This window comes from Armatimonadota bacterium (assembly GCA_028871815.1).
Lineage (GTDB): Bacteria > Armatimonadota > Chthonomonadetes > Chthonomonadales > Chthonomonadaceae > REEB205.
In genome coordinates, this window is record JAGWMJ010000001.1 from 168830 (window position 1) to 194955 (window position 26126).

Consider the following 26126-nt stretch of genomic DNA (forward strand, 5'->3'; position numbering starts at 1 on the left):
CGCAGTTGGAGAATGCGGCGCGCAGCGGTTTCTATTCGCGCCGCATACCCTCCGGCCGCGGTACGGCGCAAGGGCGCGGCGGCCAGGCGCTGGGTACAATGACGTGCGGTGCATGCTGAGCCACGAAGCCGGCAGCCGGGAGCGACGCGAACATGGCGGTTGAAGTGACGGAGGAGGCGGTAAAGAGCGCACTCCGCGGTGTTGTGGATCCCGATTTGCAGCGCGATATCATCACGCTGGGCTTCCTCAAGGAGACCCGAATCTGTGGTGGCGCGGTTGCCGTAACCATTGAGCTCACCACGCCCGCATGTCCCGTTCGGGACCAGATGAAGCAGCAGGCGCACGACCTGATCGCGGCGCTGGAAGGCGTGGAGGCCGTAACAATCGAGATGACGGCGCGCGTGCGCGAGCGGCCCCCAGATGTGGCCGACCTGATGCCGGGCGTGAGGACCGTGATCGCGGTGGCCAGCGGCAAGGGAGGCGTTGGCAAGAGCACGGTAGCCGCAAACCTGGCCGTACAGCTGGCGGCGACCGGAGCGACTGTGGGGCTGCTGGATGCCGACATCTACGGCCCCTCACAGCCCACGATGATGGGGACACGCAAGCGACCTCTGATGCAGGAATCGCCCACCGGACCCAAGATTGTGCCGATAATGGCGCACGGTGTGCTGATGATGTCGCTGGGCTTTTTACTGGAGGATGAGAAGGCGGTGATCTGGCGAGGCCCGATGGTAGCCAGCGCGATTCGCCAACTGCTTGGAGATGTGCTCTGGGGCGACCGCGACTATCTGATTGTCGATCTGCCGCCCGGCACCGGCGACGCGCCACTGACGTTGGCGCAACTGGCGCCCGTGAGCGGCGTGGCGATTGTGATGACGCCGCAGCGCGTAGCGATTGAGATCGCGAACAAGAGCGTCCGCATGTTTCGCACGCTTGAGAAGTCGTTGAACCGGCCGATACCGATACTCGGCATCATTGAGAATATGAGCGGTGGAGTGTTTGGCGAAGGCGGTGGCGCTGCAGCCGGAGAGCAGCTGGAAGTGCCATTTCTTGGCGCGATTCCGCTGGATGCCGAGATCAGCGAAGCCAGCGACAGCGGTGAACCGATTGTACTGCGGCGCCCCGACTCGGCGGCTGCTGCCGCGTACCGGCACGTGGCCAGCGCGCTCGCGGCGCGCGTGAGCATGGTGCAGTTTGAAGCCGGCGAGAAGTAGCTGGAATGCCGCACAAGGTGTGCGCCAGACCTAGGCTCCCGCTTCCGCATATGTCTCATACGCCCCATTGGTCGCATTTCAGCATGTGTCCCTCGCTGCCATCGCGATCGGCGCTTGGGTACGCGCCTACCAGATAGGACATATAGGTTCGCGCACACGTGGCTAGTAAGCGGAGTAGCGGGCGCGCGCCGCGGATGAATCTCAGCGGGATGGTTCCGGCTGTGCGCCAGGCGCAGATTCCGGTGCCGCATAGGTCTCATATGTCCCATTGGTCGCATTTCAGCAAGCGTCCCGCGGTAGGGTGCGCGCTCACCACATGGGACCAATGCGACAACTAGGACATATAGGCTCGCGCACACGTGGCCGGCAAGCGGAGTAGCGGGCGCGCGCCGCGGATGAATCTGAGCGAGATGGTTCCGGCTGTGCGCCAGGCGCAGATTCCGGCTTCCGCATATGCCTTGTTTATCGCATTTCAGCAGGCGTCCCGCGGTGGGGTGCGCGCTCACCACATGGGACCAATGTGACAACTAGGACATATAGGTTCGCGCACACGTGGCTAGTAAGCGGAGCAGCGGCATCCGGCTGTGCGCCAGGCCTAGGCTCCCGCTTCCGCATATGTCTCATACGTCCCATTGGTCGCATTTCAGCAAGCGTCCCGCGGTGGCGTGCGCGCTCACCAAATGGGACCAATGCGACAACTAGGACATATAGGTTCGCGCACACGTGGCTAGTAAGCGGAGTAGCGGCCTCCGGCTGTGCGCCAGGCGCAGATTCCGGCTTTCGCATATGCCTTGTTTATCGCATTCAGCAGGCGTCCCGCGTTGGGGTGCGCGCTCACCACATGGGACCAATGTGACAACTAGGACATATAGGTTCGCGCACACGTGGCGGGCAAGCGGAGTAGCGGGGGCGCGCCGCGCATCGTGGAAGAATCTCAGTGGAATGGTTCCGGCTGGCGGCAGCGCGGCGCCTTGACTTCACCAGGCACCGGGTGTACACTGGCAGACGTAGAATCGGTATCGGCACACTGATGTGCCGCTGCCACCGTGCCATAAGAGGAACGCTGCCATGGAGCTGAAAGAGCCCGAGCGGAGGATCGAGGAGCCGGAGGGCCCGGCGCCTTCGAGGGATTTCATAACCGCTGTGGCCGAACTTCTGGAGATGGATCCGGAGGATATTCTGACGGAGATGGGCTATGAGCAACGGCACGAACCGGAGCTTGTGAGCCTGCGATAACCGGCGGTATTGGGGCTCCGGCCTCACGATAAAGGCGGTCCATGCCCACACGGACCATTTGAAAGGAGCGACGGTGAGATTTCACCGCCGCTCCTTAACGTTGGTGGCTGTGGATCCGTGCGGGTGGCGCAGTTTGCGGGCCGCCAGCCGTGCAACCCGGCGCGATGCTTACCGTCTCCGGTAGAGCCAGAACTGTGGACTCAGGCTGGGAAACCGCGCCGCGCGTACGTATGCCGAGGCAAGGCGTTGCGAAGCCGGCAAACCCAGTTCGTATCGCGTGAGTTGCGCGCGCTCGCCGGCCCGGAGCAGAATCCACTCCGGATGGAACGCCTGCCAGATCGAATGGTACGGTGAGGGGTTTGCCGCGGAGTAGAACGGAAGTACCTGTGGCGAGACGATTCCCACGGTGTCCAGCACGCGCAGGTGGCTGTACCAGCCGATATAGCCGATCGGCTCCAGCATCACGGTATCGGCGGGCGCTGCGTGCGCACGCAGCCAGATGCCGATCGGTATCCGCACCTGGCGCTCGGCGCGCTGCGCCACGATCAGCGTGGCGGCTGCGCGCGGCAGGGTTACGCCAAGCAGCAGCGCGCATAGCGGCGCCGGCGCCCAGGTTGGGATCCGCACCGGTGGCTTGAACCGCTGGATCATCCGCGCATAGCCCAGCGCCGACAGGCAGTACCAGACCGGGCTGGGCGGCACAAAGTACCAGCCGAACAGGAACACCTTGGAGAGCGCCATGGCGCCGTAGTAGAGCAGCAGCCATACGCCGGGCCACAGTTCCGGCTCGGCCCGGAAGCTCCGGCTGCGAATAACGGCTCCTGTACCAAATAGGGCCCATGCGACCACGCCGGCCGCGACTGCGAGATCGAGCGGGTTGTGAAGCATCTCGAAGAGAAACCGACCCAGCCATGGAAATCTGGATGCCGCATGCCATGCGTAGACGGTAAGTTTTGCATGCACCGAAACCGGCATCGGCGAACCGAAAAACGCGGTGGCATACAGCGTCCATGGCAGCACACACACAGCGAAGAGTGCGAGGCCCTTCAGCGGCAGCCGCCGCTGATGCGCCAGGGTGGCGCCAGCAAGCACGATCGCCAATGCGAAGCCATCGATCCGAAGCAGAACCGTGATGGCAGCGGCGAACCATGCCAACGTACTGCGCCCCTGCAGCCACCATGCCCAGCACCAGACAGCGGATGCCGCCACCAGTCCAACTTCCATTCCCTTGGTGGCCCATACCAGGTTGATCGGGGCGGCTGCGCAGAGCGCTGCGGCCGCCAGGCCGGCGCGCGGATGGCCGCACGCCCGGCAAAAGGCGAATGCCCCGGCGGCCGCCAGGAGGTCGCCGGTGATCCCGGCCGCCCGCGCGGCCATAAGTGGATTGAGTCCAACCCGGATCACGGCGGCCAGAAACAGGGTGTAGAGCGGTGTTGTTGCTCCCAGAACGCGCTCGCCGCGGTTGTAGACGAACCCGTGGCCGTGCGCGATATTCGCGGCGTAGCGCAGCGTGATGAAGAAGTCTTCTTCGGCGGCGTGGGCCGTTCGCCACAATGCCAGCCGCGCAATGAGCGCCAGAAGAAGGATAACCGCCAGAGTCGACCAGCAATCCCGCGATGGAGCGCGTTCCGCTTGCATCATGCGCCGGCTGCGGGAGGCGCCGGCATCAAACCCTGGATGGCGCCGCTTCCTGCCGCGCCGCGCCGTTGGTGACCTGCGCCTCCAGTGGCCAGTTGAGGCGCGCACTGCCCTTCAGCACAATGCGGCCCGGCTCGCAAATCGCCTCCGAGAGCCAGAGCGGCAGCGGCAAGTCGCGCAGATCGAGCGTCAGCAAGCTCTTGAGCTGGTTCTCAATAAACTGAACGACGGCGCTGGGCAGGCCAATGCCGGCGGCCGTCATGGTTTGCCAGTCGGGCATGGCTCGAACGCCTGCCTCTATGCGGATGACGGCGTCAGCGGAGATCGGCAGCCCGATGCCCATCTTCACCACCTGGCCGGTGAGTCGAATCTTGCCGGTAAGCACGGCAAGCCGCATGGAACGCACCGGCGCATCCGCGGGGATGCTGGCCTCCATGAGACGATTGAGGTTCACCTCGGAGATGATCGCAGTCACAGCTGCCTCTTTGGATGTGACCCGTACGTCGCCATCCGGCTGGACCGAGCCGCGGAGACCGACAATCTCTACCAACAATTCATCCACGGTGGTGTCGGCCCGCAGCTTCACGTTGCGCGCCGTCAGCGTGCCACTCTCAATACCAAATGCAAGGGCTTCGTCCGCCATGTCCGGCCTCTCGCGCAAGAATATCGGCGGCGCATTGTAGCATAAGGCGCGAACCGGAGAGCCGCCGGGTATCTCCACACGAGCGGTCTGAGCCGCGGGCCGCGCCGCACCTATTCGCCAGGCCCGGCAGGTATACTTGGATCACCACTACAAGAATGTATAGGGAAAGAGGTTGCCTTTGCGTTCGGCCTCCGGGCTGAAGCCGCAGAGGCATTGTTGTAAGAGGCTGGTTTCGAGCCTGCAATATGCGAAACTTCGTCCGTTTTCTCGGCGAAATCCGCGCCTACTGGCGCACGCTGGCGCTCATTGCGTGCCTTACAGTGTGTACGGCGGCGCTCAGCCTGCCGCCACCCCTCGTGATCCAGTACATCACGGATCACCTCTCCGATATCGCGCTTCACCGGCATCTGCCGATCAGCCTGGTCGGCGTCTTCGCAGCCGTCGTAGGCATCGCCGCCGCCAGCGCAATCCTCGGCTACTTCCTCTCGGTGGCGATCACATATCTCGGACAGCGCTTCAAGCAAGACATGCGCCGCAAACTGTACGCGCACATGCAGTCGCTCTCGCTCGGTTTCTTTGAAAAGAACCAGACGGGCAAGCTGATGTCCAACATCACCAACGACGTGGCCACGCTGGACCAGTTGATCGGCGGCGGGTTCGTGACGGTGATTCAGGATTGCGTGACGCTGCTTGCCGTGATGTTCATCATCTTTCTGAAGAGCTGGACACTCTCGCTGGTAGCGTTAGCTGTTTTTCCAATCTACATCCTGAACTACCTGGCGTTCATCGGCAAAATCAAGATCACCAGCCACGAAATCCGCGAACAGCGCGACGTGATGCTGGGCGATCTTCAGGAGAAACTGGCCGGCGTTCAGGTTGTGAAGAGCTACGCTCGCGAACGGTACGAAGTGCATCAGTTTGTGGGCGAGACGCGCAACCTGCTCACCTTGAATGTGCGCATCTCGGCGATGTCGACCGGCTTGTGGACGATCGCGGAGTTCATCGGCGCGGTCGGCACGGCGCTCCTCTTGTGGTACGGCGGAAGATTGGTGATTCACGGCGCCATATCGGTCGGCTCGCTGGTGGCATTCTACGCCTATGTTGGCGGCTATCTGTATGGACCCGTTCTGCGGCTGATCCAGATCAACGACCAGGTCGCGCGCGTTAACGCGGCGCTGTGGCGCATCTTCAACACGTTGGATACCAAGCCGAATGTGAAGGACCGCGACGGGGCCGAGCCGCTGCCGAAGATCCGTGGCGATGTGCGGTTTGAGAAAGTGGTGTTCGAGTACGAGGCGGGTACGCCGGTGCTCAAGGGCATCGACCTTGCCGTGACGGCCGGGCAGCTTGTCGCGCTGGTTGGCGAATCGGGCTCGGGCAAAACCACCATGATCAACCTGCTGCAGCGGAACTACGACGTGACCTCGGGTGCGATCACCGTGGACGGGCGAGATGTGCGCGACGTGACTCTGGCTTCACTTCGCCGGCAGGTGGGAGTTGTGATCCAGGAGACCATCCTGTTCAACACCACGGTGCGTGAGAACATCCGGTATGGCCGGCTGGAGGCCACTGATGCCGAGGTAGAGGAGGCGGCGCGCGCAGCCAATATAGCCCATGTGATTGAGGCGCTGCCCCGTAAGTACGATACGCGAATCGGTGAGGACGGGGTCAAGTTGTCGGGCGGTGAGAAGCAGCGGGTCGCCATCGCCCGCGCCCTGCTCTCTGACCCGAGAATCCTCATTCTGGACGAGGCGACGTCGGCTCTGGATTCCGAGACCGAAGCGATGATCCAGGAAGCTCTGGATCGCCTGCTTGCGGGCCGCACCAGCTTTGTGGTGGCGCACCGCCTGAGTACCATTGTTAAGGCCGACCAGATCGTGGTGATGGAGCAGGGCGAGATCAAGGAGATTGGCAGCCACACCGAGCTGCTCCAGCAGGGTGGCATGTACGCAGCGCTGTACACCCAGCAGTTCAAGGCGGCGCTGGAAGATTCCGACACGGCCAGGCAGCTGCTGGCGCCGGCACAGGGCTGACGTAAATTGAGAGAGTTTGCCCGTCTGCTGGGTTACCTTCGCCCATACCGTCGGCGCGTAGTCGGAGCCGTGCTGCTGCTGCTTGCCGTCACGTCTACGCCGATCGTGATGCCGATGATCCTGCGGTACACGATTGATTACGCCCTGCCGCACCACAGCTACCACGCGCTGAACATCGTCTTCTGGTCGACGGTCGGCCTATATGCCTTTCGCGGAGTCGTTTCGTTTTCGCTGAATTACCTCATCGGCTGGCTGGGCCAGCGGGTTGTGTTTGACCTGCGGTTTCAGAGCTACCGGCACCTGAACCGGCTTTCGCTGAGTTACTACGATACGCGCCAGACGGGCAAGATCATGGCCCGTCTCACGGGCGATATCGATACGGTTCAGTACATGCTCTCCGGTGGCTTCGTCACCTTTTTGGCCGACCTGTTCAGCGTGGTTGCGCTATTGATTGTGCTGTTTATCATGCAGTGGCGCCTGGCGGCAGTGGCCGTGGCCATTGTGCCGCTCTACGTGCTCAACTACAAGCTCTTTATCCGCTATATCCGGCCTATCAGTGAACAGCTGCGCGAGAAGTGGGACGCCATGCTGGGCGCGCTGCAGGAGAAGCTGACGGGTATTTCGGTGGTGAAGGCATTTGTGCGCGAGGAGTACGAAACCGAGAAGTTTATGGTGACCGTGCAGGACAACTTCCGGCTGGGCATGACGCAGATGAAGCTCAATCGGCGGCTGGGAGCCATTGCGCAGATTATCCGCGCCGTGGGCACCGGCCTGGTGCTGTGGTATGGCGGAGCGATGGTTCTCCACCGGCACATGCAGATCGGCGAGCTGCTGGCGTTCAACGGCTGGATCGCCTCGCTCTACGACCCGGCCGTGCGATTGGTGGATTTCAACGTGACCATGCAGTGGGCCGGCGCGGCCATCGACCGTGTATTTGAGACGCTGGATACCCGCCCGGAAGTGACCGACGCGCCCGGCGCCATCAATCCCAGCCACGTGGATGGCGCGGTAGAGTTTCGCAACGTAAGCTTTGGGTACAGCCGCGATCTACCCGTTCTGCACAACATCAACCTGCGCGTGGAACCGGGCGAATTCGTGGCCATTGTGGGACCATCCGGCGCCGGCAAGTCCACGCTGGTGAACCTGATTGCCCGCTTCTATGACGTAACCGACGGCCAGGTGCTGATAGACGGCCTCGATATCCGCTCGCTGCGCCTGGAATCGATCCGGCGGCAGATCGGCATCGTGGCGCAGGAGAGCCTGCTGTTTTCGGTGAGCATCCGCGAGAACATCAACTACGGAAACCACGATGCGACGGCGCTGCAGATCATGCAGGCGGCGCACCATGCGGATGTTCATGGATTCATCCTGAATCTCTCCGATGGCTACGACACCAAAATCGGAGAAGACGGCATCAAGCTCTCGGTAGGGCAGAAGCAGCGGGTGAGCATCGCCCGGGCAACGCTCACCGATCCGCGGATCCTCATCCTGGACGATGCCACTTCGGCGCTGGACAGCCATACGGAGGCCCACGTCCAGGCCGCGCTGGATCGATTGATGCGCGGGCGCACCGCGTTTGCCATTGCGCACCGCCTCGCCACGATTATGGAGGCCGACCGGATCGTGGTGCTGGATGCGGGGCGGATCGTGGATATCGGCACACATGCCGAGCTTGTGGCCCGCCCGGGCGTCTACCAGAATCTGTACAACGAACAGTTCAAAAGCGCTCAGAGTGAGGCGATGACGGCGTTGTTGGGGTGAGGTTCGTGTTGGTTGCGGGCTAGTCGCGTCGCCTGGAGGTAGGACGCGCGGCAAACCCGGCCGCGCCGCGAGCGCGATTCCGCATTTCGAGCGCGCCGGATAGTATGTATTGTGAACGTTTGAATGCTGCAGTGTGATTGAAGCACCCACACTGAAGCCCCGGGGCGCGGAGCGTGAGGCGGCAGTAGCGAACCGGAAGGAGGCGTGGATTGCCTGGCAAACTGATTGATCCGGCGCCGAAGTGGGCGATCGAAGCGGCCGTACCGGAGCGGCTTGAATACCACCTCACAACCATAACGCCGATGTTCGGCGGCGGCGCGATCGCACCCGGTCCTCGGACCGGGTGAGGATTGAAACTCAACAGCGGGACGGTGCGTGTACTCCTCGCACCCGACAGCGCAGCCGGGGCTAGACTGGCGGCACCAGGCTAATCTCCTTGTTCATATGGACTCCCCGTGGACCGGAAGCGTTATCAAGCAGCGAGAGGGCAGGATCTGTCGCACCGGCCGGAAGAACCGGTGCCGCATGATCAACCTGCGGATGGCGGGAACGGTTGACGAGCACAAAGCGGCACTGGCGATGAAGAAAATCGCGGGCGAAGCGAGTGTCCTGACCGGCAGCGAAGCGGCTGCGTCCACGCATGGGCTATCGTATCAGGAACTGATGGCGATGCCGGATTGACGAGGAAAGCATGAAACGTACCATAAGAATTGCGGCGTCCGATCTTACTTATCTGGAATACTTGACGTCATTGAGCCACCTTCTGCGACCGTCGGACCGCGCGGGCATGGGTCCCGAAGGCATTCGCGAGACGTTGCGCCTCGTGCTGAAGGGCGCCTCTCAGTTTGGTGAGGAACTGCCGGGCGTATGCGAGACTCTGATAGCCATGTACGGTGTGGCGGGCGAGCCGCTCCCCAAGGCGTCCAGCGTGGGCCGCGACGGCCGCGACGTTACCGGCGAGGCACGCGACGACAGTGGTCGATGGACGCTCGGTTCCCGTATCGTAGCGCCAAAGGCGAAACAGCCAGGATCCAGGGACCCGCGACCAGTAAACAGAGGCGGCAGGCCGTTAGCACCATTCGCCGACTGGGCACGTATTGTGGAGAGCGGGATTAACATACCAAGGGAATCCTACGACATTCAGCCCGGCTCCGGCCACGCAGCTATCACCTATTACGATTACAACGACAAGCGCAAGATCGTGTATCCGCCGGAGTGGGTGGCGCAGCGAAAGGATCAAAAGTTGCTTCAATTGTGCGAGGTGAGCCAGCATTATGCCGCGATGACAGCATTTGCCAACAGCTTTACACCGGACGGGACGAGTGAGGAGAACGTGGCGAAGGCCGCGATGTGGCTCCTCGATAAAACAAATATGCGGATTGGTTCCGAGGCTCTTGTGGAGCGAAATGGCTCATACGGAGTCACCACACTGACGGCAGACCATATTACGTTCGAGGGTACATCCGCCCGCATCGCGCTTTATGGTAAGTCCCGGGTGCAGTGGTATCTCAAGATTTCGAACCGCAAAATGGTGGCATTCCTGCGAGCGTGCAAAGCGCGCGACTGTGACACGCTGTTTTGCTATGAGCGAAATGGGCGACAGCACGGAATCACCGCGGCACAAGTGAATGAGCGGCTCCGCCGTTACGGGATGACCGCCCGGGAACTGCGAACGTTTCATGCGACGCGCATGGCCGTGGACCAACTGTTGGAGATGCCGGAGCCAGCTGATCAACGTGCGGCAAAGCGAAACATCGCCGAGGCGATTAAAACGGTTGCGGCGCAATTGCACAACACGCCAGCGGTCTGCAAAGCCAGTTTCATCAACCCGACCGTCATGACGGCGTATGAGGCGGGTGCGCTGAGTGGCGAACACGCTTTGACGGTCGCGGAGGCCGGTGCGGTTGAAACCGATGCGGGTGCGGCTGAAACCGAGGCACATGAAGCCGCAAGCATCGCGAGGTTCCAGCGAATCCTATTGAAGTTCGCGAAGGCGGATGTGGCTGAAACAGACGCGGATGCGGCTGAAGCCGAGGCGGATGCGGCTGAAACCGAGGCGGATGTGGCTGAAGCCGAGGCGCGTGAAGCCGCAAGCATCGCGAGGTTCCAGCTTATCGTGGGGTTGGTTGGCCGTGCGCGCAACGCGTCGCACCCGGCCCTCGGACCGGATGAGGATTGAAACTCTGGAGGAGATACGAGGCCTGTCCGGTCGACGCCGTGCCGCACCCGGTCCTCGAACCGGGTGCGCATTACAACGCTGCCGGTGCCGATGCGTGGTCGGAAGCCATCGGTCGCAGCCAGCTGACCGATTGGCCGGCCATCGCAGCACGGCCGGACGAAATGCGTACGGGGGCTCAGGAGACCGTCAGACGACCGCGAGGCGCGTCACGGTCAGCTTGAGTCGCGCTGGGTCGGAACACATGCGCCACTGGCGATCGCACAGTAGCGATGCTTCGGGTCGCAGACTATCGAAGCAACGCAATTACGGGGAGGACGCGCCGGTTTTCCATGCCGCCCGGACGCGCTCTCAGACGGCGTTACCGGCATGTTAGGCGCCCTACGTCTCGTACGGGTGAGCCATGCGCTCGGGTTTGACCAGCGCATCGAACTCTTCGCCGGTGAGGTATCCAAGCGCGAGGCACGCCTCCTTGAGCGTGCCGTTGTGCTCATGCGCGTAGTGCGCCACCGCGGCGGCTTTGTCGTATCCGATCGTCGGGCTGAGCGCGGTCACCAGCATCAGTGAGTTCCGCACGTACGAGTCGATGCGAGCCGCGTCGATTTCGATACCGGCCACCAGGTTCTCCCTGAAGCTTCTGCAGGCATCGGTCAGCAAACGGACCGAATGCAGCAGATTGAACACCATCACCGGCTTGAAGACGTTCAGTTCAAAGTTTCCTTGCGAGCCGGCAAACTTGATGGCAGAGTCGTTCCCCATCACCTGCACGGCCACCATGGTCATGGCCTCGCACTGGGTTGGGTTCACCTTGCCCGGCATGATGGAGGAGCCGGGCTCGTTCTCGGGGATGCGCAGCTCGCCGAGGCCGCAGCGTGGCCCGGAGGCCAGCCAGCGGACGTCGTTTGCAATCTTCATCAACGATGCGGCAAGCGTAGCAAGCGCGCCGCTGGCGAAGACCACTTCGTCGTGCGCTGAAAGCGCGGCGAACTTGTTCGGATGCTCCCGGAACGGCATCCCGGTTGCGGCGGCAATCTGCACGCAGATCCTGGGAGCAAACTCCCGCGGCGCATTCAGCCCGGTGCCAACCGCGGTGCCCCCTATCGCAAGGTCGCACAATCCGGTCACTGCCCGTCCAATTCGTTCCAGATCGCGATCCAAAAGGCTTACCCAGCCGGACATCTCCTGACCGACTGTGAGGGGCGTGGCGTCTTGCAGGTGCGTGCGCCCTATCTTCACCACCTCTGCAAACTCCTCGGCTTTCCGGGCAAGCGCAGCCCGGAGTTCGGTGACCGCCGGCAACAGCGCGCTGGAAATCTGGTGCACGGCGGCGATGTGCATCGCTGTTGGAAACGTGTCGTTGGAGGATTGCGACATGTTCACATGGTCATTGGGATGAACGGGATTCTTGGAACCCATCACGCCGCCGGCAAGCTCTATGGCGCGGTTTGCGATAACTTCGTTGGCGTTCATGTTCGTCTGCGTGCCGCTGCCGGTCTGCCAGACGCGCAGCGGAAAGTGATCATCCAGTTTCCCAGCCGCCGTTTCGTCTGCAGCGCAAACAACCAGGCGCGCCAGCTTTACCGGCAGCTTGCCAAGCTCCATGTTGACCTCGGCTGCGGCTCGCTTCAGAATGCCGAAGGCATGGATCACCTCGGCCGGCATCGTGTCTGCGCCAATATCAAAGTACTTGAGCGAGCGGGCCGTCTGCGCGCCCCAGTAGGCCCAGGCCGGCACGGGCACTTCGCCCATACTGTCGGATTCAAGGCGATACTCTCCCGATGGATCTGTCATCTGCAATCAACTCCTGGTAGAGGTTATGGCGCCGCATCGGCCCTTCATGGCGCCGGTTGCGGTCGGGCGCTGTGAGCGGCTACTGCTGCGGCGGCGCGCCGGGTCCGGGTCCAAGATTGAGCAGAACGGGATGCGTGGCGATCACAGCTCCGTTACAGAACAGCGCGGCTGTGTAGACTCCCAACGCCTTGAGGGGAATCTGGCGAAGATTGACGCCCATCTGCACTGCGGCAAAGCCCATTCGCTCCAGCCCCTGCTGCACGGCATCCCAGTTGTAAGGAATGGCAGGCGTGGTAAACACCACCTTGCCGTCCGGCCCGGTGAGCCTAAACGTGAGCTCGCGCGGTGTGGCCGATTGAACGCGCAGTCCGATGGCCACCGAGAAGTTATGCACCACGGGCGCTTCGTCCGTCGGCAGCCGGTCGGTCATCAGCGCCGTGTAGATGCCGATAATCGATTGCTTGCTGCTTCCAGCTTCGGTGATGACCAGATCGCAGATTGCGAAATAGTTCACCTGAATCTCTTCCTGCTCCGTCGTCATCCGTTGATCCTCTTCGTCCTCACGCCTGCCGGTTCATTGCGGCGACCCGTAGTAGGTTACCTGCCGGCGACCGGCCCATGCCCCGGTCGGCGCGGGGCTCTCGGGTATAATCCCGGTTGCGCAGGCGCGGTGCACCCGAGACCCGTCGCGATTGCGCGTTGAACCGCGGAGGAGAGTATGGCGTACGTTATCACGGAGCCGTGCATCGGCGTTAAGGACAGGTCGTGCATCGACGTGTGTCCGGTGGATTGCATTCATGAGGGCGTGCACGAAGTTGACGGCGCCAAGCTGGACATGCTGTTCATCGATCCCAAGGAGTGCATCGACTGCGGGCTTTGCGAGCCGGAGTGCCCGGTGACGGCAATCTTTGCCGACAGCGACGTTCCCGAGCAGTTTGTACCGTACATCGGCATCAACGCCGATTTCTTCCTGATCAAGAAGTAGCCGAAGAGGCCCGATGGCCACCCGGATCTATACACGCACCGGCGATGCCGGGCAGACCGGTTTGATGGGACCGGACCGCGTTTGGAAAGACGACGCCCGCATTGAAGCTTGTGGCGCCATTGATGAGCTGAACGCGCGGCTTGGGGCTGCGCGCAATCAATCGCCGGATCCCGATATCGACGCGCATCTCGTGCGGCTGCAAAACACCCTGCTTCAGCTTGGCGCCGACGTGGCCACGCCCGCAGCGTCCGGCGTCGACCAGGGTGGCATTCACGTGGAGCGCGTTTCGGCGGACCAGGTTCTCGGCGTGGAGCACGAGATTGACCGCTACGAGCAGGAGCTGTCGCCGCTGCACAACTTCATTCTGCCGGGCGGTGTGCCGCTGGCGTCGTCGCTGCACCTTGCGCGTACGGCATGCCGCCAGGCGGAGCGACGGCTGGTCACGCTGATGCGCCGACCCGACTCCGGTATAAATGGGCTGGCGTTGAAGTATGTGAACCGCCTGGCCGACCTGCTTTTTGTTATGGCGCGGCTCGCCAACCACCGCGCCAATGAGCAGGATGTGGTGTGGCGCGGATGACGCTCCGGGTTGCGCCGCTGATCTGCGCGATGACGCTCATGGCGCCGTGCAACAAGGTGTTGGCAGTCACGCGCACACGCCCCACGGGCATCGACCCGGCGGCTGTGGCGCTGCTGGACAGTATGGCGGCGGCGTACGGTGGTTTGCGCTATCTCGACCAGACGACAACCTTCACCAGCCAGGTGGTTTCCAGCAAAGGGGCTCCAGATGGCGGCAGCCTGGACAAGCCCACGCCGCTGAGCCGTGTCATCCGGCTTCAGTTCGCCCGGCCGAATCGGCTCAACCTCACGGCGACCGACAGTGGGCCGAACGGAGAGCCGGTGGTGAGCCGGTGGGTGTGCGACGGCAAAACGTTCTGGTCGTACCTTTCGGACAAGAAGAGCTACACCATCGAGAAGGCCCCGGGCAGCATCCATCAGTTCGTCCGCCTGGATCATCTGCCGGACAGCAGCCTGGAGCTGTTGATGCTGATGGGCGTCAACCCATTCAAGGATGTAGCGCGTGCGGCCGACAGCGTGCGGCTGCTGAAGAGCGCCACGATCAGCGGCGTCGATACCGGCGTCGTGGAGCTGCGAACCACAACACCACAGGCGACCACCGTGGTGGATCTGTACATCGGCGCCGGCGACCATCTGCTTCACGAGTGCGCGGTCACCACGATTCCGGCCCGACAGAATGCTCATCCGGGGCTGGTCGGCGATGGTCTGGATGCCCTTGCCACCGATGGAGAGACCTCGCAGCCCGGCGCCCCGGCGCAGATCCTCGAGACCCGCCTGGCGTATGCCAACTCCTTTGTTGGCCAACCGTCGTTCACCGGCCTGACATTCAGCTTCCAGCCGCCGGCCGGATCCTCTCTGTACGAACCATACGATGTGTCGGGAAAGATCGCGCGAGAGCAGTACAAGAACTTGCTGAAGAAGCTGATGGGTTCGAAGCCGGAGAAGAAACACCGCGGGCTGAAGGTGATTCACTACTGAGGCGCGACAAGCCGTAACCACGCTTGACAATCACGCGCGGCCGGTGCTAATCTTGCGCTCGCTGGCGCGCGTTCCCGAACCTGCTACCGCGAGCTTGATTTCCTGCGTGTTTCCCGGCGGCGCAGTCGTCTCTTTTGCCGGTCGCTCGCACCGATGATACTCTCCACGGACCGGCAGCGATCCAGCAGCTACAGCCATGCCACCAGCACCCGCCCGCACCCCAACCATCAAGATCCCGGACTGGTGGGAGCGCGAGAAGCGCCGCCGCCAGGTCGTTTTCCTGATATTCCTCACCGGTCTGCTGATACTGATCGGCTACTACTACTGGGCCTCCATCACCGGGCTGCATATCTCCGTTTCCGGCATCCATTTCAGCACGCGTGACTCCATCGCGTTTGTGCGGGAGGATCGCAAACCTGGGTCCACCAGCACCACCTCGACGCTCTACGACATCCGCGCCGACGGCACGGCGCTGCACCGGCTCACCGATCCCTCCGACATCTCGGACAAAAGCGCGCCGGCATGGACGGTAGATGGCAAGGAGATTCTGTACGCCTCAAATCGGGATGACGCCAGCGTGCGTCAGATATTCATCCTCGGTACCGGTGAGCCAAAGCAGCTGACGTACGGCAAAGCCAACAAGGATGCGCCCGAAGCCAGCCCCGATGGCAAGCACATCGCCTTCCTGGCGCAGGGCGCGGTCAAGACGGTCTACCTGAACGGTGAAGATGTGTATCAGGTCATGCCGACACCGCAGGCGGGCAACTCCGGATCGGACGACAGCGGCGGAGACGGCAGCGGTCTCCAGATGGGGAACGCGTTTCTTCGATGCGCGTTCTCATCGGACGGCACCGGAATCGCCGGCGTTCAGAATATGAACAGCGACGTGGGCGATATCAACATCGGAGGCGTTACGCAGCCCGCGGGTGACGAGGCGGTTACCGCGGTGCCGCCGCAAGGCACTCAAGCCCTGTTTCTGGAGACCGGCCACAGCGTGAGCTTTGCGTGGGACCAAACCGCGCCGCGGCTTCTCACCTCATTCACGGAGATTGAGGCGCCCGTTCAGGGCAAGATCCGCAACATCAGCGGCATTCGGGAGTGGGACCTCAGCAATCCGGATCACCCCGTGAGCAAGGCCCTGATCCTGTGCGTCGGCTCCGCTGTGGAGACCGAGCATATAGCACTTTCGCCCGACGGCAAGCGGCTGGCGTTTGAGGTTTGGAAGGTGGACAAGGCAGATAACCGCTCGCTGCTCGGCATCACCGTGGTTCAGGTACCCGACCAGACGGTGCAGCTGGATGCCGGCAACCTTTCCGGCATCCGCTTCCTGGTGCGTTCCAGCGCAAAAGGCGTTCCGGAGCGCCCGCAGTGGTCGCCCGATGGGACGCGAATTCTGTATCAGGTGCGCCGGCCACAGGGCGGCCACGACCTGTGGGTTGTGGATTCGGATGGAACCAATCCGATCAACCTGACGAACGGGGCGGGCGATAACACTCAGGCCGTATGGTCACCCTTAAAGTAACTCGAAGCGAGAGAGGATTCCATAGCCATGATGGCTCGCCTCGCCCGCTTCCGCATGCGGAAACGGCCGTCAAGCCAACTCTGGATACTGCTTGCTCTGATAGGTCCGGGCATTATTGCGGCGAATGCCGACAACGATGCCGGCGGGATCTTCGCCTATTCGCTCGCCGGCGCGCAGTACGGTTACACGCTGCTTTGGGCGCTGGTACTGGTCACGGTAAGTCTGGCGGTATGTCAGGAGATGGGCGCCCGGATGGGCGCCATAACCGGTAAAGGCCTGGCCGACCTCATCCGCGAAGAGTACGGCGTCAAGATGGCGCTCTTTGCAATGGCCACTCTTTTGGTGGCCAACTTTGCCACCACGGTTTCGGAGTTTGCGGGCATCTCCGCGGCTACACGACTATTCACACCCGGCTGGTCGCAATGGATCATAGTGCCCGGCTCCGCGGTGATCATCTGGCTTCTCGTCACACGCAGCTCCTACCGGCGCGTCACGCGGATTCTGCTTGCGGCCTCTGTTGTCTATCTGGCGTACTGCATCTCGGCGTTTCTCGCCCACCCGCCGTGGCTCACGGTGATGAAGCAGACGGTTTGGCCCGGCGCCATCCATCTGGATCACGACTATGTGTTCATGGTGATCAACCTCATAGGCACCACGATCACGCCATGGGGCCAGTTCTACATCCAGTCGTCGGTGCGCGACAAGGCGATCAAGCCGGCTGAGTATCCCTACACGCGCATCGACGTGCTGTTCGGAGCCTTCTTCACCAACTTCATCGCATTCTTCATCATTGTCGCGTGCGGCGCCACGCTGTACGCCGTCGGGCATCGTTCCGGCCTGGAAGATGCCGGGCAGGTGGCCGCTGCGCTGCGGCCGATCGCCGGCAGTCTGGCCACCGTCCTGTTTGCCGTCGGGCTGTTCAACGCCTCCTGCTTTGGGGCGATCACGGTTCCGCTCTCCACAGCGTACGCGGTCACGGAGTCGCTCGGCACCGAATCGGGGCTGGGTTACCGACGCCAGGAAGCGCCGCTCTTCGTGGGCATTTTCACGCTGCTGCTTGCGGTGTCGGCAATCACTGTGCTGGTTGGCCGCAACTATCTCACCCTCCTCATCCTTCTGCCCAACGTAGTGGGCGGTGCGCTGCTGCCGATCATTCTCATTCTTACGCTTAAGCTCATCAACAACCCGCGCATCATGGGCAAGCACACCAACAGCCGCAGTTACAACGTGATTGCGTGGATCACAACGTGGTTGTTGATCGCACTGACCCTGGTCTTGATCATCACCACGCTGTTTCCTGGCCTTTGATCACGATGATGTCGATGAATGATCCTGCCGCTCGGCTGCGGCAACTGCTGGGTGGCGGCATGGAGCTGCCGGTGATGCAGGCGCCCACGGGGAGCATCGCGACGCCGGAACTGGCGGCCGCGGTGAGCGCGGCCGGCGGCATCGGCTCACTCGGCTTGACCTGGCATACGCCCGAAGCGGCGGCGGATGCCGTGCGAAGAACGCGGCTGCTGACGGTGGCGCCGTTTGTCGCCAACTTTGCGCTGGCCTTTGACCCGGTAGGTCTGCCGGCCGTTTTAGAGGCCGGCGTGCCTATTGTGTCGTTCTCGTGGGGTGATCCGGCGCCGTACGCGCCGCTGCTCAGGTCGGCGGGTGTGCCGTTCGGTGTCCAGGTGGGTTCGCGCCAGGAAGCCGCAGTCGCGCTGGGGAGCCGACCCGACTTCCTGATCTGCCAGGGCGTAGAAGCGGGCGGACACGTGCAGTCGAGCGCGTCACTCGGCAGCCTGATGAACGCCGTTGCTGCTTTGGGCAGCGACACGCCCCTGATTGCCGCAGGTGGGATCGCCGACGCGGAAGGCATCGCCGGGGCGCTGCTGGCCGGAGCCTGCGCGGTGATACTTGGCACCCGTTTTGTGGCGACGATCGAGAGCGGGGCGCACGAGGTGTACAAGCATCGCCTCACGACGGCCGACGGCAGCGATACCCGGTTGACATTCTGCTTCCGCGACGGCTGGCCGGACGCGCGGCACCGGGTACTGCGCAACCAAACCCTGGAGATGTGGGAAGCGGCCGGATCGCCCCCGCCGCGCGAGCGTCCGGGCGAGGGCGATGTTACCGCGATGCGTCCGGACGGCAGCCGCGTGCTGCGCTACGATGATGCCGCTCCGCGCGCCGATATGACGGGCGATGTCGAGGCCATGGCCATGTACAGCGGCACCGGATGCGGCCGGATTCGCGAGGTGGTAAGCGCCGGCCCGCTTACCCGGGTGCTTGGCGAGGAGGCGCTGGAGCGGGCGCGATTACTGACTGCAAACGGGTGACGGGCCAAGCCGGCGCGAATTGCGCGCAGCGGCAACGTTATCGGGTCGTCAGCGCGGTCAAACCCGGTCAGCCGGGGCAGCCGCCCTTGACAGCCTGTCGTGAACAGCCAGCCAATCCTCGCCGGATGGCGGGTCATCCACAACGATGCGATCGACGCTCCGGGCGTCCAACGCGCGCAGCGCGGCGTACAACAGATGCGCGTACCCGGCGGCGGCGTCAGGCATGCGAATGGCGTGCAGCCGCGCGGACGCCACAGCAGTCGAACCGGACATCGTGAGCCAGCCGACCGCCAGCCCTGCTTCCACGGCGCTCCGCACCGCATCGTGCGCGGCGGCAGCCGGTACAACGATGACCTGCGCCTGCGGCGCATAGTGCCGCGGCAGCATCCCCGGGGAGCGCAGCGGGCCCTCGCCGTGTTGATCCACCGCGGAGATTGAATCCGGGGCAAGGCCGAGGGCCAATGCGATTTGAGATGGCGAGATTGGCCCAGGTCGAAGGATGCGCGGCATCGGCAGGGTGCAGTCAACCACCGTCGATTCGAGGCCGCACTCCGTTGGCCCGCCATCCAGGATAATGTGGACGAGGCCGCCGAGTTCGGCGCGGACGTGCTCGGCCGTCGTTGGGGAGATACGGCTCGATCGGTTGGCGCTTGGAGCGGCGACCGGGACGCCCGCCGCATGAAGGAGCGCTTGCGCAACGAGATGTGATGGCACGCGCAGCGCCACCGTAGGGCCACCGGCTGTAACGATATCGGGAACAACTGCGCTGCGCGGCGTCACGAGGGTGAGGGGACCGGGCCAAAACACGGCGGCAAGCTGCCGGCATACTTCGCTCCATGCTGAACCAAGCGCTGCTGCCGCATCGGCGTCGGGCACGTGCACAATCACCGGGTTGTGCGCCGGTCGGCCCTTTGCCGTGAATATGCCGGCCACGGCATAGGGATCGAGCGCGTTGGCGCCCAGGCCATAGACCGTTTCGGTCGGGAATGCCACGAGGCGTCCGCTTCGAAGAGCGGCTGCCGCAACCGCGATCGTTTCGGTAGCCGGCTGCGCAGGATCAACGGCCAGGATGCGAGTGCCTGGTTTACGACGTGGCATGCACATCGGGCCCGTGTCGCAGCGCGCGCACCAACGCTCGCACGCGGTCTGCATCGATCGGCGCGGAGACGTCGCCGTTGCGCTTCAGCGAAGTGCCTACGATGAAGCCGGCCGCATGCGGCAGGTACTCTCCGACGCGCTCCACGGAGGCTCCGCTGCCGACAAGCACCGGCGTGCCGGGCAGAGCCTGGGCAACGCGGCGCACTTCGCCGGCATCCGCGGGTTGACCGGTGGTTGAGCCGGAGACGATGATGGCCGCAGCCCCGCCTCTACCCGCTGCGTCGGCGGCAGCGCGCTCCACGGGATACGTGCCTAACGTGGCGCCGTGCTTCACGTCCACGTCGGCCCACAACTGCACGTTGGCGCCCAGCCGACTCCTGTAGGCCACGGCGCTTCTTGCCGCGCCTTGCAGGATGCCCTGATCGGTGACAGCCGCGCCAACAAACACATTGATGCGCACGAAGGCGCCGCCGCAGAGATGCGCGATTGCAATGGCAGACCGCGCGTCGTTGCGCAAGACGTTGAGGCCCATCGGCAGCTGCACGGCACGCCGCACCGCTGCGGCCGCCAGAGTCATGCCTGCAAGTGTATGCCGCGGCACGCGGCGCCGCGCGAATGGCCCGTCGAAGAAGTTCTCCACGATAACGGCCACCGCGCCTCCGGATTCCAGCGCACGAGCGTCGCGGCATGCCTGCCGGATGGTCGCCGCGAGGCTTTGCGAGCAACTGTTGGCGCCCGGCAGCGCCGCCAGATGAACCATACCGGTTACGCCGGGCTGCTGAAAAAACTCCGCCGGAAGCTGCGTCGCGCCGCTGCCGGACATCACCGCTGGACCAGCAGCAGGAAGAGCAGCGCACAGGCCGGCGCGGTGAACATGAGGCTGTCCAACCGGTCGAGTATGCCTCCATGCCCGACCACGATCGAGCCGAAATCCTTGACGTTGGCGGTGCGCTTAAGCAGCGATTCGAAGAGATCACCGCATTGGCCCAAAAAGCCCGCGCAGAATCCGAAGCTGATTCCGACCACGGCCGGTACATGCATCGCCAGGCCGATCCCAAGGCCGGCCAGGATTCCGGCCACGAAGCCGGCAGCCGCACCTTCCCATGTCTTTTTGGGGCTGAGTTTCGGCGCCATGAGCCGCCTACCCCACTTTTTGCCGACCAGAAACGCGGCCGTATCAACGGCCGTAACACACAGTGACGCCAGCAGCAGCAGCCAGCCACCGGGCGTTCCGAGTTTTTCGTTGAGCGGCACATGGGGCATTGCGTAGAGAGCGGCCATACCGGCAAAGGTACCACCCAGCCAGATGTTGAGGAGCACGCCATAGAACCGGCGTGCGCCAGGCGGCAGCGTGGCGGAGTCGGCGCTTCGACCACCAAACTCGAGCAGCGCCATAACCACTGCGGCCGGGGCAACCACGGCTGCGAAGTGCAAAGCCGGGTCGTGACTGGCGGCAGCGACCAGCACGGGATAGATCAGCGCGGACCATGCGATAACGGTCTGAACCGGGCTCCGCGTGAGAGCACGGTACGCGGTAACGGCCTCGAGAATCCCCACGGCCATCACAAGTTCCAGCGCCACCAGGAAAGGTACGGGCGGCAACATGCAGATAACAATGAACAGCAGAACGCCCACGATTCCGGTGACAAATCGCACCGTCATGCCTGCCGCGCCGGATGTTCCGCCGGAGTGTGTGGTAGGGCCAGCCATCGGGTGCAGTTTACCGCAAGCGGGCGACACACTCGGCTCGGCTCCCTGCCGCTACTGCGCTGCGAGTTCGGCCTTTCGCCTCGCGATTTCGCCGATGGCCCGCTTCTCGCGCAGTAGAAGCAGCACGCCGGCGCCGGCGAGGACGCCTACCGCGCAAACGGCAAACACCACGCGATATCCGCCCCTGCCTATGAGCCAGCCGGTGATGGCAACCGCGGCGGGCTGCATGATCGAGAGCGCTGAGGTCTGGAGCCCCGTATACAGGCCCATCTCCTCCGCGGGAATCAGTTCGGTAAGCAGCGGATAAGCGGATGCCGCCTGCGCCGCGTTGCCGATGCCTGCCAGCACCATCACCAGCCGTATCTGAGCAACTGTGTGTACCACCAGCCCGCCGAGGCAGGCAGCCGCGATGAGCGTCAACCCTGCAAGCAGCATCCGCCGGCTACCCAGCCGGTCGGTGAGCCAACCGGCCGGCAGCACCGCTGCAGCGGTGGCCGCCATCAGGACCAGGAACATGCCTTCCGCAACCGCGTCCGTAGTGTGTCCAATTCGAGTCACAAACAGTGTGAGGAACGGAAGCACCGCGCTGATGCCGGCGCCGGCCACGCAGAGCGCCAGAATGCTGATGGCAGCCTGCCGCAGCGTGGCCAGGCCGCGCAGCGCGAACAGAGTGCGATTGGCGGCGGCCCGAATCCGCGCGCCGGGTTGCGCGACCTTGCGACGTTGTGCGAAACGGTTGGGTCGCTCGCCGATACAACAGATGGTGAAAACGGCAGTGCCGAGCATCAGGGCCGCCGTGACTGCGAACAGGCCGGCGGGCCGCGCAAATGCCGCGCCGGCAAGCAGAGCCGGCAGCAGGAGAATACCGGCCTGGCCGGCGTTACCGAAGAGCGCCCAGACCGCCTCAACGCGCCCACGCTGCACCTCCGGCGTTATATCCGGCATCAGCGCCACGTAAGGGTCGTATGCAAAATTGAACGTTGCGGTGAAGGCAACGATGCACGCCACCATGGCGGCAAGACGCAGATGCGGCGCAAGGTGCGCGCAAAGCGGTGTGACGATGAGAAAGAGAGCGCAGATCGGGGTGAAGAGCACCATGAAAGGCCGGCGGCGTCCCAGCGCGCTGCGACTCCCGTCGCTGACTGCCCCCACAACGGGCTGGAGCACGGTGCCTTCGATGGAGTGCGTACTTCCGGCCAGGCCGAGAAGTACGTTGTTGTGAGTGAATTGCTTCAGGTAGAGGGGAAGAACGGCATTGTTAAATGAGAAGAATGCACCGTAGCCCAGGTTGGCGACGCTGTAGACCAGCGCTCGCCACAGACCTAGCGGCGGAATGCCCTTGTCATCCGCTGTGCGTGGCAGTGCTTTTGCGCTCATGGAGATGTTATTCGGACCGTCCACGCTGCGCGGCGTAGCTGCGCGCGTACATGAGATCGGGCGGCGTATCGATATCAAAAGCCAGGGCCGGTGGGGCTGCGGGAACCGCGGCCACCGTGCAGCCCAGGATGCGGCCGACACGCCGCTCGGCAAACTCCACCGTGAGCCTGCCTGTGTACAGACCTACAATGGCTCGGATCCCCACCAACATGGCCATCTTCGGTTGGCTTTTGCGCGCGGCAAAGGCAGCTTCCAGCCGAACACGGATCGTCTCGAGGCGCCGGAGATCGACCACGAAGGCGGAGGTCATCGTGACGTGGCCGCTTCGCAGGCGCACCCAGCGGTTTTCGAGCCCGGGATAGAGCGCCTCCATCTCCGTCCGGCCGACCAGACCCGCGGCAACCTCGGCACCGGGTGGGCACGAGGCCAGAAACGCGGTGACGTCGGCCGCGGTGACAAACGGCAGGTCGGTGGCCAGTATCAGCGCCCTTTCGGCGCCGAACTCCTGAAGCCTGCGCGCTGCCAGGAGGATGTTGGCCGGGCCGGTATCGGCTTCGGCGATCGCGGCGTCCACGCCCAGTCGCACAGCCTCGGCGAGCGCTTCCGGCGGACCGGCCACCACGCAGGGTCCGATCCGGGCAGTCTGCCTGCATGCGGCGATCGCCGTCTCGAGGAGCGTGGCGCCGGCGATGCGGACCAGCGCTTTCACGTTATGCCCGGCAAGCTCATCCATCGGCGCCGCAAGACGGCCGCCAGCCGGCAGGACGGCGCCTAGAAGCCCGCCGCCGCTTCCGCCATCAACCACGATGCTCTGGAGCAGTGCGGTGGCGACAAGGCAGGATGTAAGCATGCCGGTGGCGAAATCCGCCATGCAGGCAGGCGCCGAATGGAGTTTGTGCGCTGAAGTTCACCGGGTACGCAGCCTGGCTTTGCTGGTCATGATGCCAACAGGTTGATGAAGAACGACTCTCTTGTTATGCCGGATGTTAACGGCCCCGTAGTACCATCGGCACGCGACCCGCTGATGCTGGACGATGCCACGCTGGAGTCGGCGCCGTTTTGCGCGGTGGTGGTACACGCGAAAGACTACCGTATTGCACGCGTAAACCGCGCCGCCGCGGCGCTGGCGCGGCGGGTTTTGGGCATTGACCATCTTGAGGGGCAACCTCTTCGAGTGTTGGCTCCCGATATGGAAGAGGCGCTGCTGGGCGTACTGGCCGAATGCATCCGGACACGCTCTCCCATGAGAATGCAGAGGATTGAGTACCGGAGCCCACGCGGGCGCAAGTACTTTCTGGATTGGAGCCTGCTTCCGCTGATCGACTCGACCGGCGAAGTAGATCGCCTGTTTATCATAGCCATTGACATGACCGTGCGTGAAACCGCCAAGGCGCAGTCGGCAGCTCTGGAGGCGCTCCGCACGCGCTCGATGGTGGAGGCTGTTTCGCAGGCGATCTGTTCCACGTTGGATCCGGATGAACTGGTCCATCGCGTCTTCGCCGAGCTTCAGGCGATTGGTGCGTTTTTGCGCATCAGCATTTTCCGACCCACGGTACGTAACCACGAATGGCGCCTTTCTGCCGCCTGGAGCGCAGTCGACTCGCCGCTGTGGCCCGAGGTTGGTCACACCTATCTATGGCCCGACCTCTTTCAGATGGAGACGCGCATCTCGGATTGCCTCTCGTACCGGCCCGATGTGGCTGGAGATGGCCTGCTGCTGTCGCCGGTTTTGACCGAACTGGGTGTGGGCAGCTCGTTGAGCGTAAAGCTCCGCAGCCAGAACCGTACCCTGGGTGTATTGAATCTGATGCGGACGGAACAGGACGCATTTCCAGCACGCGAGCGCGCGCTGTTTGAAGCGCTGGGACCGTACCTTGCGACTGCTCTGCACAACTGCGACGTGTACCGGTCGCTGAAGGATGCGCACGGAGCTGTGGTCCGGGCGGAGGCCTGGCGCGCCATCGGTGAGTTGGCGAGCGGCATGGCCCACAACCTGAACAACCTGCTTGCGGCGATACTGGGATACACCGAGCTGATCCGTGACGAAGCGCCGGACGCGGATGCGGTACGACGCGACGCCACGATCATCGAGCGCGCTGCCCTGGATGGCGCGGAGATCGTGGGCCGGGTACAGCGGTTCGCGCGGTCGTCGCAGAGCGCTCAGCGCGAAGTTACCGGGCTCGGCCGCCTGATCGCCGACGCGCTGACTTTGACGCGTCCAAGCTGGGACCGGGCGAACGGCGCCACGATCACGGTGGCCGAGGCGCTGCCGAAGGACGTGGAGGTGCTGGTGAGCCATGCCGAGTTGCGAGAAGTTCTGGTGAACCTTATTCGCAATGCGTGCGATGCCATGCCCGGCGGTGGCACGCTTTCGGTGCGGTGCTTCCAGCACGGCGGCGAGGCGATCGCGGAGATCATCGACACGGGAACAGGCATCGAGCCGGAGACAAAGACCCGGCTGTTTGAGCCTTTCTTCACCACGAAGGGGAGTGAACACGGCCTGGGCCTGGGACTTTCCATCTCGTGGAATGTTGTGCACCAGCACGGCGGTTCGATGGAGGTGGAGAGCACGGCCGGGCATGGCGCCACTTTTCGCGTTCGCCTGCCCCTGGCGGGCCCGGCCGCACCGGCCTCCCTGCCGGTATTTGACGCCGCGCCCGAAATCGGCACTGTGGCGCTGATCGACGCCGACGCCGAAGACCGGGCAGCCATCGCGCGCCTGCTGCAGGAGTCGGGTGGCGCGGTGCACGAATTCGACACCGGCGGGAGAGCTCAGGCGTGGCTCCGAACGAACGCCGGCCGGCGATGCACGGCCATCGTGTCGGCCATAGGCACCCATTCTCCCGTTCAGTGCCGCGTGCTTGAGCGCATCCACGACAAGTACCCGCAGATGCGGTTGGTGATGATACGGAACTCCGACGCGGCGCCGGCGATGCCGGTGTCGGCGCACTGCACAGTGCTCAGCCGGCCCGTGATCGGCGAGAATCTGCGTAGCGCGCTTCAGCCCGCTGCCGATCCCCACTGAGCCGGCGCCACTCCCTGCCGCAGGCAGCGTGGG

23 protein-coding genes are annotated in these 26126 nt (G+C 63.6%); 14 read left to right on the plus strand and 9 right to left on the minus strand.

Annotation, left to right across the window (positions count from 1 at the left end; all coding sequences use genetic code 11):
* Window positions 1–152: 152 nt before the first annotated feature.
* Complete coding sequence (locus KGJ62_00680; protein ID MDE2125088.1) at window positions 153–1214, plus strand: Mrp/NBP35 family ATP-binding protein; 1062 nt, start codon at window positions 153–155, stop codon at window positions 1212–1214.
* 1068 nt (window positions 1215–2282) lie between these two features.
* On the plus strand, window positions 2283–2450 hold the full coding sequence (locus KGJ62_00685) for a hypothetical protein (protein MDE2125089.1): 168 nt from the start codon (window positions 2283–2285) through the stop codon (window positions 2448–2450).
* Between the two features lie 168 nt (window positions 2451–2618).
* Here the strand turns inward: KGJ62_00685 and KGJ62_00690 are convergent, their stop codons facing one another.
* The gene (locus KGJ62_00690) at window positions 2619–4091 is read right to left on the minus strand and encodes a hypothetical protein (GenBank protein MDE2125090.1); all 1473 of its coding nucleotides are present in this window, start codon (window positions 4089–4091) and stop codon (window positions 2619–2621) included.
* Between the two features lie 25 nt (window positions 4092–4116).
* Window positions 4117–4731 carry an LmeA family phospholipid-binding protein gene (locus tag KGJ62_00695; protein ID MDE2125091.1) on the minus strand — a complete coding sequence of 205 codons (615 nt, stop codon included), beginning with the start codon at window positions 4729–4731 and terminating at the stop codon, window positions 4117–4119.
* Between the two features lie 245 nt (window positions 4732–4976).
* On the opposite strand from KGJ62_00695, the gene KGJ62_00700 reads away from it, so the two are divergent.
* The 5 genes from KGJ62_00700 to KGJ62_00720 all read left to right on the plus strand — a co-directional run bounded on the left by KGJ62_00700 (window position 4977) and on the right by KGJ62_00720 (window position 10704).
* Window positions 4977–6764, plus strand: coding sequence for an ABC transporter ATP-binding protein (locus tag KGJ62_00700; GenBank protein ID MDE2125092.1), 1788 nt, complete (start codon window positions 4977–4979; stop codon window positions 6762–6764).
* Window positions 6765–6770: 6 nt separating this feature from the next.
* Window positions 6771–8525, plus strand: coding sequence for an ABC transporter ATP-binding protein (locus tag KGJ62_00705; GenBank protein MDE2125093.1), 1755 nt, complete (start codon window positions 6771–6773; stop codon window positions 8523–8525).
* Window positions 8526–8734: 209 nt separating this feature from the next.
* Window positions 8735–8872, plus strand: a complete 138-nt coding sequence (locus KGJ62_00710) for a hypothetical protein (GenBank protein ID MDE2125094.1) — start codon at window positions 8735–8737, stop codon at window positions 8870–8872.
* Between the two features lie 178 nt (window positions 8873–9050).
* Window positions 9051–9206 (plus strand): hypothetical protein, encoded by a 156-nt coding sequence (locus tag KGJ62_00715; GenBank protein ID MDE2125095.1) that lies wholly within the window; start codon window positions 9051–9053, stop codon window positions 9204–9206.
* A gap of 10 nt (window positions 9207–9216) precedes the next feature.
* Complete coding sequence (locus tag KGJ62_00720; protein MDE2125096.1) at window positions 9217–10704, plus strand: hypothetical protein; 1488 nt, start codon at window positions 9217–9219, stop codon at window positions 10702–10704.
* Between the two features lie 378 nt (window positions 10705–11082).
* On the opposite strand, the gene fumC is transcribed toward KGJ62_00720, so the two are convergent.
* On the minus strand, window positions 11083–12492 hold the full coding sequence (gene fumC / locus KGJ62_00725; GenBank protein MDE2125097.1) for a class II fumarate hydratase: 1410 nt from the start codon (window positions 12490–12492) through the stop codon (window positions 11083–11085).
* A gap of 79 nt (window positions 12493–12571) precedes the next feature.
* Window positions 12572–13033, minus strand: a complete 462-nt coding sequence (locus KGJ62_00730) for a hypothetical protein (GenBank protein MDE2125098.1) — start codon at window positions 13031–13033, stop codon at window positions 12572–12574.
* 177 nt (window positions 13034–13210) lie between these two features.
* Here KGJ62_00730 and KGJ62_00735 point away from each other — a divergent pair, with 177 nt between their 5' ends.
* The 6 genes from KGJ62_00735 (at window position 13211) to KGJ62_00760 (ending at window position 18883) form a co-directional block, all read left to right on the plus strand.
* On the plus strand, window positions 13211–13477 hold the full coding sequence (locus KGJ62_00735) for a ferredoxin family protein (protein MDE2125099.1): 267 nt from the start codon (window positions 13211–13213) through the stop codon (window positions 13475–13477).
* Between the two features lie 13 nt (window positions 13478–13490).
* Window positions 13491–14057 (plus strand): cob(I)yrinic acid a,c-diamide adenosyltransferase, encoded by a 567-nt coding sequence (locus KGJ62_00740; GenBank protein ID MDE2125100.1) that lies wholly within the window; start codon window positions 13491–13493, stop codon window positions 14055–14057.
* Complete coding sequence (locus KGJ62_00745; protein ID MDE2125101.1) at window positions 14054–15034, plus strand: DUF2092 domain-containing protein; 981 nt, start codon at window positions 14054–14056, stop codon at window positions 15032–15034. Before KGJ62_00740 ends, KGJ62_00745 begins: the two co-directional genes overlap by 4 nt.
* Before the next feature lie 196 nt (window positions 15035–15230).
* Window positions 15231–16556: a PD40 domain-containing protein gene (locus KGJ62_00750; GenBank protein ID MDE2125102.1), complete on the plus strand. Its 1326-nt coding sequence runs from the start codon at window positions 15231–15233 to the stop codon at window positions 16554–16556.
* Window positions 16557–16610: 54 nt separating this feature from the next.
* Complete coding sequence (locus KGJ62_00755; protein MDE2125103.1) at window positions 16611–17864, plus strand: divalent metal cation transporter; 1254 nt, start codon at window positions 16611–16613, stop codon at window positions 17862–17864.
* A 14-nt stretch (window positions 17865–17878) separates the two neighbouring features.
* Window positions 17879–18883 carry a nitronate monooxygenase gene (locus KGJ62_00760; protein ID MDE2125104.1) on the plus strand — a complete coding sequence of 335 codons (1005 nt, stop codon included), beginning with the start codon at window positions 17879–17881 and terminating at the stop codon, window positions 18881–18883.
* A gap of 57 nt (window positions 18884–18940) precedes the next feature.
* Here KGJ62_00760 and KGJ62_00765 read toward each other — a convergent pair whose 3' ends face one another.
* The 5 genes from KGJ62_00765 to KGJ62_00785 all read right to left on the minus strand — a co-directional run bounded on the left by KGJ62_00765 (window position 18941) and on the right by KGJ62_00785 (window position 23939).
* Window positions 18941–19981, minus strand: coding sequence for a threonylcarbamoyl-AMP synthase (locus KGJ62_00765; GenBank protein ID MDE2125105.1), 1041 nt, complete (start codon window positions 19979–19981; stop codon window positions 18941–18943).
* Window positions 19968–20804, minus strand: a complete 837-nt coding sequence (locus tag KGJ62_00770) for a BtpA/SgcQ family protein (GenBank protein MDE2125106.1) — start codon at window positions 20802–20804, stop codon at window positions 19968–19970. The genes KGJ62_00765 and KGJ62_00770 overlap by 14 nt, the downstream gene beginning before the upstream one ends.
* Window positions 20804–21643, minus strand: coding sequence for a phosphatidate cytidylyltransferase (locus KGJ62_00775; GenBank protein ID MDE2125107.1), 840 nt, complete (start codon window positions 21641–21643; stop codon window positions 20804–20806). Before KGJ62_00775 ends, KGJ62_00770 begins: the two co-directional genes overlap by 1 nt.
* Window positions 21644–21742: 99 nt before the next feature.
* Window positions 21743–23068, minus strand: a complete 1326-nt coding sequence (locus KGJ62_00780) for an MFS transporter (protein ID MDE2125108.1) — start codon at window positions 23066–23068, stop codon at window positions 21743–21745.
* 7 nt (window positions 23069–23075) lie between these two features.
* Window positions 23076–23939: a nucleotidyltransferase family protein gene (locus tag KGJ62_00785; GenBank protein ID MDE2125109.1), complete on the minus strand. Its 864-nt coding sequence runs from the start codon at window positions 23937–23939 to the stop codon at window positions 23076–23078.
* A gap of 84 nt (window positions 23940–24023) precedes the next feature.
* On the opposite strand from KGJ62_00785, the gene KGJ62_00790 reads away from it, so the two are divergent.
* Window positions 24024–26093 carry a GAF domain-containing sensor histidine kinase gene (locus KGJ62_00790; GenBank protein ID MDE2125110.1) on the plus strand — a complete coding sequence of 690 codons (2070 nt, stop codon included), beginning with the start codon at window positions 24024–24026 and terminating at the stop codon, window positions 26091–26093.
* Window positions 26094–26126 lie beyond the last annotated feature (33 nt).